Source organism: Streptomyces sp. NPDC020917, assembly GCF_044333795.1.
Taxonomy (GTDB): domain Bacteria; phylum Actinomycetota; class Actinomycetes; order Streptomycetales; family Streptomycetaceae; genus Actinacidiphila.
On record NZ_JBIRRR010000006.1, the window covers coordinates 171,702 to 185,213 of the forward strand.

General features: G+C 74.7%; 4 protein-coding genes. 1 reads left to right on the top strand and 3 read right to left on the bottom strand.

Translation table 11 applies throughout. From position 1 onward, the window contains the following. Positions 1 to 33 precede the first annotated feature (33 nt). Positions 34 to 4,179, bottom strand: a complete 4,146-nt coding sequence (locus ACH4TG_RS15510) for a S8 family serine peptidase (RefSeq protein WP_398242784.1) — start codon at positions 4,177 to 4,179, stop codon at positions 34 to 36. A gap of 235 nt (positions 4,180 to 4,414) precedes the next feature. Here ACH4TG_RS15510 and ACH4TG_RS15515 point away from each other — a divergent pair, with 235 nt between their 5' ends. Then, positions 4,415 to 5,206, top strand: a complete 792-nt coding sequence (locus ACH4TG_RS15515) for a LuxR family transcriptional regulator (protein WP_398242785.1) — start codon at positions 4,415 to 4,417, stop codon at positions 5,204 to 5,206. Between the two features lie 61 nt (positions 5,207 to 5,267). Here the strand turns inward: ACH4TG_RS15515 and ACH4TG_RS15520 are convergent, their stop codons facing one another. Further along, entirely contained in the window at positions 5,268 to 9,530 is a 4,263-nt protein-coding gene (locus ACH4TG_RS15520) for a S8 family serine peptidase (protein WP_398242786.1), read from the bottom strand. Positions 9,531 to 9,687: 157 nt separating this feature from the next. Continuing rightward, on the bottom strand, positions 9,688 to 13,455 hold the full coding sequence (locus ACH4TG_RS15525; RefSeq protein ID WP_398242787.1) for a S8 family serine peptidase: 3,768 nt from the start codon (positions 13,453 to 13,455) through the stop codon (positions 9,688 to 9,690). Positions 13,456 to 13,512: the final 57 nt, after the last annotated feature.

Genomic DNA, 13,512 nt, shown 5'->3' on the forward strand with positions numbered 1-13,512 from the left:
TCCGCCCCCGGTCTCCGTCGCCACCAGGTGCCGTCACATGCGGTCGGCGAAGTACTCCAGCGTCTTCCCCTCCACCTTGGTGACCGGCGCCGTCAGATGGTCGGCGGTGCTGTTCCGCGCCAGGTAGTTGGCCACCACCCAGTGCATGTCCTTCGCGTCGACCACGCCGTCGTGGTTGATGTCCGCCGCGCGGTCCGCCGTGCCGCGGGCCGCGTAGACGGCGGCGGCGTCCCGGACGTCGATGACGTCGTCGCCGTTGACGTCCCCGGCGACCAGCGCGGCCGCGGAGGTGGCCGTGGTGCCGGCGATCCCCCAAGCGCCGTGCAGCGCCGTGCCGATGTCCTCGTACCAGGTGAAGTGGCCCGGGACGCGCACTTCGAAGCGGTAGGGCGCGGCGGTCGGCGGCAGGCCGCCCAGCGACATGCGGCCGGTGGTGTCCGGCTTCAGGTCGTGCCGGGTGCCGTCGGGGGCGGTGAGGGTCGCGGTGAGGCCGTCGGCGGAGTAGTCGCGTGCCGGGTCGAAGGCGTACCCGGGCGTCAGCAGGGCCTGCGCCGCGGGGCGGGCGTTGAAGTCCGTCGCCTGGTTGAGCCTGCGGACCGATCCGTAGAACTGGGTGTTGAGCGACACCTTGGTGCCGTCGGCCCGGGTGGCGGAGGTGGTGCCGGTGTTCAGGCTCGCGGTGTCGGTCCACGCCCCGTCGAGGACCTCGTACGTCACCTTCAGCAGCGGGACCGTGTCGCCGGTGATCCCGCCGGCGTCCGACACGTCGAACGACGCGGTGGTGTACGCGCCGGTGCCGCTGCCCCCGTCCGCCGTCCGGATCTGCGAGGGGCCGAACTTCGCCAGTTCCGCGGTGGGTTCGATCGACACGATCCTGGTGTTGCGGGCGTCGTAGCGGATCTGGCTGCTGAACGAGGTCCACTGCTGGAGGTCGTGACCGGTCAGCGTGTAGGTCACCCGGTCACCCGGGCGGGCCGCGGCGGCGGAGGCGTCGCCGACGACGTAGGGCCGGCCGGCGTCGATCACGTTGATCATCCGCACGTCCCCGATGTTGCCGGCCGCGTCGGTGGGCCACAGCTTCACGAATCCGACCGGCGGGCCGGAGGGGAGCGAGACCTGGGCGGAGATCCGGCCTGCGGCGTCCGGGGCGAGCTGGTGGTCGGGGGCGATCGGGTTGAACGTCGAGTAGTAGAGCCGGTTGTCGCCCTGCCCGATGTCGATCCCGGCCGTGCGGATGGTGTCGGCCTGGGCGTCGAGCAGCGTGCCCGACACGTCGAACGCCGTGGTGCCGGCCGGGCGTTCGACGACGGTGGGCTTCGCCGGGTCCCAGGCGCCGTAGGCGTCGGTGTACGTCGGGGCCTGCGAGTCGACGTAGATGTCGCGCAGTTCGGGGTAGGTGGTGCCCTGCGCGTCGGTGCCGATGATGCGGAGCTTGTAGTGGCCGTCGGCCGGCCACTTCCCGCGCGGGTCGACGGGCGTGTCGGCGCGGCCGGTGAGCGGGTGGTAGTAGCCCTCCACCTCGGCCGGGCCGTACAGCACGCCCTCGGTGAGCCCGGTGGTGTCGATGGACCCGATGTAGCCGATGTCGTTGCCCGAGGCGTCGTCGAGGAAGACGTCGACGGAGCTGAGCTGGCCCGCCATCTGCAGGTCGAAGGTGGCCTGCCCGCCGGAGGCGCCGGCCGCGCCGGTGCCCTGGTTGGTGGAGAGCACGGACTTGGTCATCTCCAGCCTGGCCAGGCCGGTCTTGACGACGCGCATGCCGAACGGCACGTGCAGGGCGGGGTGTCCGGTGTCGCCGGGGGTGAGGGTCAGCTCGCCCTCGTAGTACCCGGCGGGTGTGCCGGCGGGCACCTTCAGGTCGGTGCGGACGTACCCCTTGCCGTGCCCGCCGATCTGGACGTGGCCGGTCGCCGTGAGCGTCATGCCCGCCGCGGCGGCGTCGCCGGAGGAGCCGCTGCCGCGGGTGAAGGCGGCCGCCACGGTGTAGCGGACCGTGCTGCCCGAGTCGTTGGCGACCTGGAGCCGGTCCGTCCGGGAGGTCTCCTTGCCCAGCGGCAGCGTGCCGAAGTCCAGGGCGCCGGTGCGGTAGTGGCGCCGGGTCGAGGAGCCGTCGAGGGCGATGTACGCGGCGGTGGCGTCGACGGCGACGGCAGTGGTCGCGTGCACCGCGGCGTACGGGTCGATGCGGCCGGCCCCGCTGTCGAAGACGCTGGTGGAGCCGGGGAGCGGGCGGGCGGTGTTCATCAGGGCGGTCTTCACGCCGTCCGGTGTGAGCGAGGGGTCGTGCTGGAGCAGGAGTGCCGCGGCCCCGGCGACGTACGGGGTGGCCATCGAGGTGCCGCTGAGCCGCTCGTAGGCGTAGGTGTAGTCGTCGCTCGCGCCGTTCGGGTCGACCACGTCGGCGGGGACCGACGACAGGACGCTCACGCCCGGCGCGGTGACCTCCGGCTTGATCGTGTTCGTCCCGTAGACCGGGCCGCGCGAGCTGAAGTCGGCGAGCCCGCCGGTTCCGAGGGTGAACTCCCCTGCCGGGGTGAAGGACACGGTCGCGCCGGCGGCGGTCTGCTGGGCGAGTGCCGCGCCGTCCGCGGTGGTCAGGGAGAAGGCCGGGGCGAAGGTGTTGCTCTCGCCGAGGTAGGCGGGGATGTGGCCCTCGTCGGCGTTGGTGTTGACCAGCAGGACGGCGGCCGCGCCCTTCGAACGGGCGCGTATGACCTTCTCGTTGAGCGTGATCCCGCCGCGCTGGACGAGGACCGCCTTGCCGGTGACGTCCTTGCCCGTGTAGCCGGCGGCCGTCCCGGTGCCGGCGTCCACGACCTGGTAGGTGTTCCGGCCGAGCTGGGCGAGGGAGTCGTCGTACGGCTGGGCGAGGAGGCGGGCCTGCGCTGAGGCGCCGCCGGCGGCCACCGTGTACGACGGCAGGTGCAGCGGGGTGTCGTTGGCGCCGACGGTGAGCGCCAGGGCCGCCGCTCCGGGCGTGCCCAGGGAGTACGCGCCGGGGCCGCTGTTGCCGGCGGCTATCACGGTGGTGATGCCGTCGAGCACCATGGTGTCGGCCGCCACTGCCTCGGGGCTCAGCGGGTCGTCGACGGCCGCGCCCAGGGACATGTTGACGACGTTCATGCCGTCCTTGACCGCCTGGTCCATGCCGGCCAGGACCGCGCTCGTGCTGCCGCTGCCGTAGGGGCCGAGCACCCGGTACGCGTAGACCTTCGCGCCGGGTGCGACGCCGTGGGCGGCACGCTCGGTCGACTCGTCCCCGCGGCCGGCGACGATCCCGGCGACGTGGGTGCCGTGCAGGGTGTAGTACGTCTCGCCGTTGCTGGTCTCCGCCCTGCCGGAAGCCTTCCAGTCGGCGTACGTGGTCTCCATCGGGTCGGCGTCGTCGTCGACGAAGTCGTAGCCGCCGGCGTAGGCGTCCTTCAGGTCCGGGTGGTGGTAGTCGATGCCGGTGTCGATGATGCCGACCTTCACGCCCGCGCCGGTGACGCCCTCGGCGTGCAGTCGGCGGATACCGGCGGCGATCGCGTCCTCGTCGCTGCTGCCGGCGGCCGGTGCGTCCGCCGGGGCGGCGTCCGCCGCGCCGGTCGGCGCGGTGTCGTCCAGGGCGTGCACGGTGGTGTCCGGCCAGACCGACGCCACCTGGTCGACGGCGAGCAGGTCGGCGACCCTGTCGCCGGGCAGGGACATGCTGACGCCGTCGAAGCCGTCGGTGTAGGCGCGGCGCAGGGTGTAGCCGCCGCTGCCCGCCTTCCTCGCGGCACCGCCGGGAAACGCCTTGGCCAGCGCCGAGGTGAACGTGGTGTGGGCGTTCCGCACGGCCTGCCGGGCCGACGCCGCCGACAGGTCGCGGCCCTGCTCGGCGGCGATCAGCCGGGCGGCGGCCGCGGCCGGCTGCCGGAACTGCACGACCACGTCGACCGGCCGGTCGGAGGCCAGCACCGACGGGTCGGCGAAGTGCAGGCCGTCCGCGTCGATGCTGCTCAGCCGGTGGAGGGCCTGCCGCTGCTGGGAGTTGAGCGAGGCGAGGAGCTGCTCGGCGGTGCTGTGGCCGGCCGCGGTGGAGGTGCGCTGCTCGGGCTGGGCGTGGGCCTGCGCCGGTAGGCCGAGGAGCAGGGCGGCCAGCGCGGCGGCCGGCACGGTCCACCGGCGCCGGGGGTGTGCGGTGCGAGGGTTCATCGGGGCGTTCCAGTCGTGGACGGGGCATGGCCCGCCCGCGTGCGGAGCCGGTGGCGGACGGTGTCCGTCGAGGATGCACGTTCGCCGGACGGGCGCGACATCCGATCGGATGGCGAGACCGCGACGTGACGAGATGTCGCCACGCGGTGGACGGCCCCCGCGCGCGGGCCGGAGGCTGCGGGCTCCCCCCGGGAACGCGGTGACACCGCCGGAAAGATCGACCACACTGGTCGGCATGCCGTCCGACCTCGGAGTACCGCCGCCCGACGGGTCCGCGCTGCGACCCGCCCTCGCCCGTCTGCACGACGAACTGCGCCGTGCCGAGTCGGCGGTGGCCGGCGTGATCGAGGCGTGCGACCGCGAGCACGGCGCGGCGATGCCCGGGCTGGTGGAGTTCGTGGAGGGACGGGAGGCCCAGGGGCGCAGGCTGCTGGAACTGGAGTACGGCGCCCGGACCTCGATCCTGGTCTGCCAGTCCGGCGCGAACCGGGTCGCCCCGGTGCCGTCGACGTTCACCACCCCCGCGCCCGAGTCCCCGGGCCCCCGGGAGGATCCGCGCAGCAAGCTGGCCGCGGTGGACTACCGGGTCCTGGTGGACCGGGACTTCCTGTCCGAGCCCACGGCGGTGCACGCCCTGGACGAGCGGCTCGCGGAGGGCCACCGGGTGCGGGTGATGGACCACCCGCTGACCAAACTGGTCGTCGTCGACGCGCAGGTGGCGATGGTGCAGGTGAGTCCCGAACGGTCGATGGTGCTGAGCCCGCCGCTGGTGATGCTGGTCACCGAGCTGTTCGAGGCGCACTGGCGGCGCTCTCGCCCTTATCTGCGCGAGGAGGGCGACCTCGCCCCGGACGACCGGCGGCTCCTGCAGTTGATGCTGTCGGGGCTCACCGACACGGCGACCGCCAACCAGCTCGGCACGTCGCCGCGTACCGTGCAGCGCCGGCTGCGCGCGCTGATGGACGCGGCCGCGGTGTCCTCGCGCGTCCAGCTCGGCTGGTACGCGATCCGCAACAACTGGGTGTGACGGGCCGGGCCCGCCCCTGACCCGGGGGCGGACCCGGCCCGCGCTCATCCGGCGGACCGGCTCACAGCTGGGCCACCACCACCTTCGTGGTGCCCTGGTCCGTCAGGTCGTAGGCGTAGAAGGCCACCTGGTTGCGGTTGTTGAGGCCGATGCCCTCGGTCGGCCGCCAGTGCCGCGCGTCGACCATGGCGCCGAGGTCGTACATCCGGCCCTGCGGATCCCAGACGACCGCGGTCGTCTCGTCCGGCGCGGTCTCGGCGGTGCCGGCGATCCACCCCGCGTCGTTGACCGCCAGCGCGTGCGCGTCGAACCCGAAGTCCGGCAGCCGGGTCATGGTGCCGCCCGGCCGCAGGACGAAGGCGTCGTCGCCGCTGGTGCCGACGATCTCCCCGGAGGCGTTGACGGCCTGCGCGTAGCTGTCTGCCTTGCCGGGGAGGGTGCCGAGGTCGGTGAGGGTGCCGTCCGGCGCCCACTTGACGGCGCGGCGGTTGCCGTCGACGGACGAGTGCCCGACGACCGTGCCGTCGTCGCCGATCGCCAGCGGCTCGGTGAGCTGCGCGCTGCCGGTGAGGTGCGGCAGCGCGCGGAAGCCGCCGGCCGCCGTCCACGCGAACGCGTCGTTGACCTCGGTCTGCCGGCCGGTGGCGGGGTCGGTGACGTAGCCGGTGGCGTTGCCGACGACGGTGCCGGAGTCGTTGACGGCGAAGGCCCGGTCGAAGCGGTACGCCTTCCAGTCCGGCAGCGGCAGCACCGTGAGCTTCCCGCCGGCGTCCCAGAGGCCGCCGTGGGTCTGGCCGCCGATGGTGAGCTGGCCGGCCGCGTAGCCGGCGGTGCGGCTCTGGCCGAGGACGTAGCCGCTGGTGGCGCCGCCGTTGTCGAGCGCGGTGACGCCGGTCGCCGCGTCCCAGCGGACCGGTACGCTCCGGCCGCCGGACTGCTGGGAGCCGGCGACCTGTCCCAGGTCGGTGAGGCTGAAGCCGGTGGCGGGGCCGAAGCTGCCGGTGACCGTGGCCTGCGGCTGGGTGAGGGTGCCCACCACCAGGTCGGCGCTGCCGATCGTGGTGCCCTGGTCGGTGGCGACGGAGAACCGGCCGACCAGCTGGTGCCCGGCGGGCGGCCGGGTGTCGGCGGTCAGCCGGCCGCGGACGGTGAGGGTGCCGCCGTGCGGGAGGTCGACGGGCGCGGCGTCGTCGACCGTGACCGACCCCAGGGAGTCCGAGAAGACGGTGTCCTGGATGTCGACGGCGGTGCTGCCGGAGGGCACGTGCGTGCCGGCGATGTAGACCTCGTAGTAGCCGGGAGCCGGATCGTCGACGGTGATCGACTCCTGCGAGCCGCCGTGGGTGGACGAGCCGATGAGGGCGCCGGTGGCGCTGACCAGGTACAGGTCCAGATCGGCCTGCGGGTCCGTCGCGTTGCCCATGGCGATCTCCAGGCGCCGGCCGTCCCTGGGCACGGTGATCTGCTTGCCGGTCATCTGCCCATCGGCGACGGTCGGGTGGTCCTGCGCCATGGCGCCCAGCGCACCGCCCGCGACGTGCGCGGTGACCGGGCCGAAGGTGTTCGTGGCCGTGAACGTGCGCTCGACGGGCTCGTGGACCGCGGCCTCGTCGACCGTGCCCGAGGACGGGCTCAGCACGGCGCCCTGCACGGCCGCGGTCAGCCGGTACGGGTTGGCGAGCAGCGGCGAGGTGCGGCGGCTGTCGACCTGGAACTCCCAGACGCCGGGCATCGGCCGGCGGTAGGTGCGGGTCGCCGGGTCGCAGTCCTGCGGGTCCGAGTAGGCGGCGTAGCAGCGGCTCGCGGCGGTGTCCTCGACCGGCTTGCCCTGCGGGTCGATCGCCAGGAAGCGGGTCTGGCTGCCGTCGGCCAGGCCCGACAGGTCGACCTTCACCGCCTGGGCGCCCGCGGGGACCGCCACGAAGAGCGAGGCCGCGGCATTGCGGTCGATCCGGCCGCTCTGCGCCGCGCCGTAGGACGGCGCCGCCGGGTCGTCGGCGGCGACCACGGTGACCAGCACCAGCTTGTCGACGCCGGGCGTGGCCGGGTCGTCGACGCGCAGCACCGCGGAGTGGGCGCCGCCGGTGCGCGGCAGCGCGCGCACCGCGATCGCGGTGGCCTGCCCCGGTCGCACGTCCACCCGCGAAGGCGCCGTGAACGTCCCGTCGTTGCCCAGCCAGGACAGGTCGGCCACGCCGCTGCCGGGGCCGGTGCGGGTGAGCTGCACCTGGTACGTCCGTGCCGTCCCGGGCCGCTGGCCTCCCTGGCCGGGTGCGCAGCGGTTGTACAGGCCGTCGCCGGTGCGCGGGGTCACCAGCGCGTCGGCCAGCACGGTGCAGACCGGCGCGCGGACGCCGTACGCGGTGGGCCCGGCGCCCTTGGCCAGGACCTTCCACGCCTGGCCGACGGAGATCAGGCCGGCGCCCTGGGCGTAAGCGGGGACACCGTTGAGGAAGTCCGCACTGCTGGTCAGCGCGGTGCGCAGGGCGGCCGGGGTGACCTGGAACCGGCCGGCCGCGGCCGCGGAGAGCAGCAGCGCGGCGGCGCCGGTGGCCTCCGGTGAGGCCATCGAGGTGCCGTTGTACATCGCGTAGCCGGGCGGCAGGTCGTACCCGGCCTGCGGCACGCCCTCGCCGGCCTGCCACAGGGGCACGGTGGAGACCGCGGCGCCGGGTGCGACCAGCGTCGGTTTGAGGCCGCCGTCCTCGCGCGGGCCGCGTGCCGAGAACGGGAACAGTGCCTGGGAGGCGGCGACCTTCGAGCCGTAGTCGGCCCACCAGGTCTGCTTGCTGACGGAGGCGCCGACGCTCACGACCTCGTCGGCCGTCGACGGTTCCGCGACGGTGTTCATGCCGGGACCGTCGTTCCCGGCGGAGACGAAGAACTGCACGCCGTACTCGTCGATGAGCCGGTCGTAGAGCAACTCCCGTACGTCCGAGCCGTCGTTGAGCGCGGTCAGGCCGCCGATCGACATGTTGACCACGTCGACGTGCCGGTTGACCACGGCGTCGATCATGCCCTCGGTGAGCGCGTAGTTGCTGCAGCCCGCGGCCACGCAGACCCGCTCGGAGACGATCCGGGCGCCGGGCGCGGCGCCGTTCATCCGCCCGCCGAACAGGCCGTGGCCCGCGGTGATGCCGGCCACGTGGGTGCCGTGCGTGCCGGAGACCAGTCCGAGGCTGACGAAGTCGGCGGTCTTGCCGGTGTAGCTGCCGCCGCGGGCCGAGAGGTCGACGCCGTCCCGGTACTCGACGGTGAACGGCACCGTCTCGGCGACGGCCGTCCCGGGGTCGTCGGTGCCGAAGTGCGCGACCTGCCCGCTCTGCGCGTACGGGCGGACGATGTCGCCGTCGCCGAAGACGTGGTCCTGGTTCGCGTCGACCCACACGGTGTGGTCCGACGGCCGGTAGAGCACGCCGAAGACGTCGCTGGTGTCGCCGTCGCGGTTGACGTCGCCGCCCAGTTCGCTGCTGTACAGGGTCTTCTCGGCGAAGGTCTGGAACTCGTAGTCGCCGGCCGGCGCGGTCCAGGTGACGCCGCCGGAGCGGAACGTGCCGTCGGTGACGGTGACCTTGGTGCGCATCTCCAGCCAGGTCGGGTCGCCGTCCAGGACCGGGTCGGTGGCGGTGACCCAGTCGGCGACCTTGCGCTCGCCGGTGGTGGTGGTCCGCAGCGCCGGGTGGTCGAGGTCCACGCCGGTGTCCAGGATGCCGACGGTCACGCCCCGGCCGTCCCAGGAGGGGTGCTGCTTGACGAAGTCCACGGCGCCGGTGTCGGCGGTGGGCAGGTAGGGATTGTCCGCCGGGGTGCCGGGTCCCGGCGCGGCGGCGGCGTCGCCCTTGCCGGCCTGCCGGTCCCGCGCGGTGACCGGGGAAGGGTCGGACAGCTGGTAGGTCTCGCCGAGGTCGATCGCGGTGACGGCGTCGAGCGCGGCCAACTGCGGTGCCTTGGCGGTCGGTACGGTCGCGCGGACGTAGCCGAGGCGGTCGTAGGCCTTCTCGGTCGTGCCGCCCAGCGCGGCGACGGCCGCCCGCACCTGCGCGGTCCGGCCCTCGGCGGTGGCGAGCAGCACGGTGACCGTCGCGGCCTTCCGGCTCTGCGCGTTCTGCAGCAGGGTGCGGTCGCGGGCGCCGAACTTCTCGTGCGGGTCGGCCTTGGCGGTGGTGGTCCGCGGCGCCCCCAGGGAGTGCGGGGTGCGGCCGGTGCTCGCGGGCGGTGCGGCGAGCGCGGTCGGGGACCCCAGCGCGAGGGTGGCCGCGGTGAGGCCGGCCGCAAGGACCGCGGCGGTCAGCCGGGCTCTGCGGCGGGCGTGCTGGCGTGGCATGGTCTCTCTTCCTGATCGCGGGGTGAGGGGTGCGGGTCGCAGGGCAGGGCGGCACGCGCGGGGCGCACCGCCGTGCCCGTGCGGACCCGCGCCGGCACGGACCGGTCCGGGCCGTGCCGGAGCTGTGCGGACGGGGGGAGCGGGCCGGGCCCGGGGGTCACGCCAGGCGGTAGGCGCGCACTGTCGTCTGGTCCACCCGCGTGCCGTGGGCGCCGCTGAGGACGACGCGCAGATGGACGAAGGTGCCGGCGGGCGCGTCGTCGGCGACCGTCGCGGCCCAGGCGCCGTGGGACCGGGCGACCGGCGCGTCCCGCCAGCCGGTGACGTCGTCGACCGTGGTCCCGTCGCCGTACGCGTACTGCAGCCGCACGCCGTCCAGCGGCACCGGTCCGCCGGCCGCGTCGGTGACCGCCGCCAGCCGCACGGTGGCCGCCCGGCCTGCCGGCACCTGGTTGCGGAGGTCGGACGGGACGTCCACGACGGGCACCAGCAGGGGCTGGGGGCCCTGCGCGGCCGCGTCGGTGGGGAACGTCCACTCGGTGCGGTAGGCCAGGCCCAGGCTGTCGGCGGGTCCGGCCGGGCGGGACCACTGCTGGCGGAGCGTCACCACGGCCTGGTCCTGCGGGACCACGTACACGCCCGAGACGGGGACCTGCGGAACGCCGTCGAGCAGCAGCTGCCGGGTGCCGGTGTCGTTCCGGTCCAGGGTGGAGTCGTGGCCGCCCGCGTCGCCGACGGGCGGCATCACGGTGGTGAGCCGGTTCGCGTCGCGCCGGACCAGCGCACGGGCATAGGTGGTGCGGGTCGCCCCGTACGGCGTCTTGTACCAGTCGGCGTCCGCGCGCCCGGCGGTGACGGTGTGCGGGCCGTCGTACGCCGTCCCGTCGTAGGGGGACAGGGTGCGGCGCATCAGCGTGGTCCAGGTCAGCCGGGGCGACGGCGTGAAGAACTCGGTGCGCTGCTGCGGCGCGTGCAGGGGCAGCGTGGTGCCGCCCGCCCACACCGAGGGCATGCCGGGAACACCGACCTGGACGTCGGACCAGTACGTGGTGTCGGGGCCCTGGACGTGGTAGCGCGCGTCGCGGACGGCCAGGTCCTTGTCGTGGACCTTCTGCACGCCGGTGAAGGTCCGTCCCGTGGTGGTGCGGGCCAGGTCGTACAGGTAGGGGCTGGCGGCCGTCGCCGTGCCGGACCAGCGCACGGTCACCGGGCCGCGGGCCGACTCGGCCTGCAGTGCCAGGGAGTCGGCCCAGGTGACGGACGCCTGCGGCACCCCCTCGGGGCCGGTGAACTGGAAGCGGCCGGCCGTGTCCGGGACGGCGGAGAGCACGCCGATCGCCCCGGCCTTCGCGGCCGAGGTGCTCCACAGGTAGGGGTTGCCGCCGCCCGTTCCGGCGTCGACCAGCACCAGCTTGCCCTTGAGGTCGTGGGCGGCGAAGGCGGCGTCGGTGCCCGGGCCTATATAGACCAGGTCGGCCGAGCCCTGCCCGTCGAACTCCGTGCCCTTCTGCACCGGTACGGCGTCGAGGGTCCGCCCGCCGGACGAGGTGAGCGCCGCGGCCGGGGCGGCCAGCCGCGCCGAGGCCATGAAGGCGAGGCGGTCGTCGCCGGCCGCCTGCTGCGCGTAGACGGCCTCGGTGAGGGCGGGGATGGTCGTCAGATAGCCGGCCTTGAGCTGCCCGGTGGTGTCGAGGCCGAAGCTGATGCCCATCGCGAACCCGCGCGGCTGCGACGGCCGGTCGGTGCCCCAGCCGATGGCGCGGGCGTCGCGGGCGTCGACCGTGACGGCCGTGTCGCCGTTCACGACCACCTTCGGCCGGTAGAGCTGGGCCACCGAGGCCACGCTGCCCACGCCGCCCGGCTCGTCACGGGTCATGACCGTGCCGGAGAGCGCGTAGGTGCCCAGCGGCACCCGGATCGTGGTGCTGCCCGCCGCGGGGTAGCCGAGGGTGTAGCGCCTGGCGGTGCCGCGGTGGGCGTCGAAGAGCTGGAACGTCGACGGGCTCGCCGCCGGGTCGCCGTGCCGGTCGAGGCCGTTGACGGTGAGGTTCGCGGACGGCTCCTCCATGTGCACGCCGAAGGGCACGGTGACCCGCTGCCCGTCGCGTGACGTCCCGACGAGCCGGCCCGTGACCGTGCCGTACGCGCCGGCGGTCAGGGGCACCGACGGATCCAGGTGCACGGGGACGTCCGCGCTGCCGCCGGCCGGCACGGTGACGGTGCGCCGGGGCAGCGAGACCAGGCCGCGCACCGCGGACCCGTCGTCGCCCCGGACGCCTGCGACGGCCAGCGACAGGGTGACGTCGGACGGCGAGAGGTTGGTGAGGGTGACCGGCGCGTCGGCGGGGGCCGACTGCCGCTGCGGGTAGGCGAAGTCGCCCAGCGTCAGGTCGGGGGCGGCCACCACGCGCTGCGTGATCGCGCGGGCCAGGTCCAGTTGGCCCGCGCCCTGCTCCAGCACCGGCGCGTCCGTCGCCGCGGCGGACGAGGTGAGCAGGGCCTTCAGCCGGGCCGGGGTCAGGTCCGGGTGCTGCTGGAGCAGCAGCACCGCGCCGCCGGCGACGTGCGGGGTGGCCATCGACGTGCCGGAGTAGGAGACGTATGCCTGGTCCCCGCGGCCGCCGGCCCGGGCCGCGACCACGTCCACGCCCTGCGAGGCGATGTCCGGTTTGGCGGAGACACCGTCGGCCGAGGGGCCGCGGCTGGAGAAGGACGCGGTGTGACCGCTGCGGTCGACGGCCCCGACGGTCAGCGCGTCGGGGGCGCAGCCGGGGGTGGAGACGGTGCCGCGCAGCGAGGCGTTGCCGGCCGCGATGACGAACAGGGCCCGGTCGCTGAGCTGTTCCACGGCGTCGACGTCGGGACCGGTGCAGCTCGTCGCGCCGTCCGAGCCGAGCGACATGGAGACGACCCTGGCGCCGGAGGCGACGGCCCACTGCATGCCGCTGATGATGCCGCTGAGCGAGCCCGAGCCGTCGGCGGCCAGCACCTTGCCGACCAGCAGGTCGGCCCCCGGCGCCATCCCGGCGTAGCGGCCCTGCGAGGCGGCGCCGGTGCCCGCGAGGGTCGACGCCGTGTGCGTGCCGTGGCCGTTGAGGTCCTCGATCGTCTCGCCGTTCACGAAGGACCGGGAGTCCAGCACCCGGCCGGCCAGGTCGGGGTGGCCGGTGTCCACGCCGGTGTCCAGGATCGCGACCTTCACGCCGGTGCCGTCCAGACCCAGCGCGTGCGCCGCTCCGGCGCCGGTGAGCGGGACGGTGGGCGTGCCCAGCGAGCTGCCGTGCACGGGCCGGTCGAGCCAGATCCTGCTGACGCCGCCGGCCGTGCGGGCCCGCGGAGCGACCGCGACGGGGGCGAGGCTCTTCCACGCCCCGGCGGCCGACGCCTTGTCGACGGACAGCCCCGCACCGCCGATCGAGTCCAGCGCGGCGGTGGTCCGCACGCCCGGGGCGGCGGCCCTGGGCCGGATGCCGCCGCCGTACTCGACGACGAGCGGGACGGCCGCGGTGTGGGCGTCGTCGTACCCGTCGGCGATCAGCTGGTCGATGTCGAACAGCTCGGGGTCCACCGTCCCGGCGTCGACCAACTGCTCGACGCCCTGCGGGAACACGTAGGTGTGCCGGCCGTCCTGCCAGACCGCGGAGGCGTGGTCGGTGCCGTCCGCGGACCGCAGCGCGGCCGAGAGCACCCGGCCGTCCGCGGCGACGTCGGCGTCCACCACGTCCCCGGTCACCAGGGTGACCGTGCTGTGCCGGGGCGCCGGCGCCGCGGCGTCCAGGCTCCGGGTGGCGCCGGCGGGTGCGGCATCGCCCTGGGACTCGGCGGCGGCGAGCGGTGAGGACAGCAGGGCGAGGGACGCGGTGAGGGCGAGCAGCAGGCTGCTGCGCCCCGAGCGCCGTGGCGGGCGTGGCGATCCGGGGGACATCGGACTCCCTTCGTCAGCGGACGTGACGAAGGGCATGCTTGGCCACCGCGGAGGCCG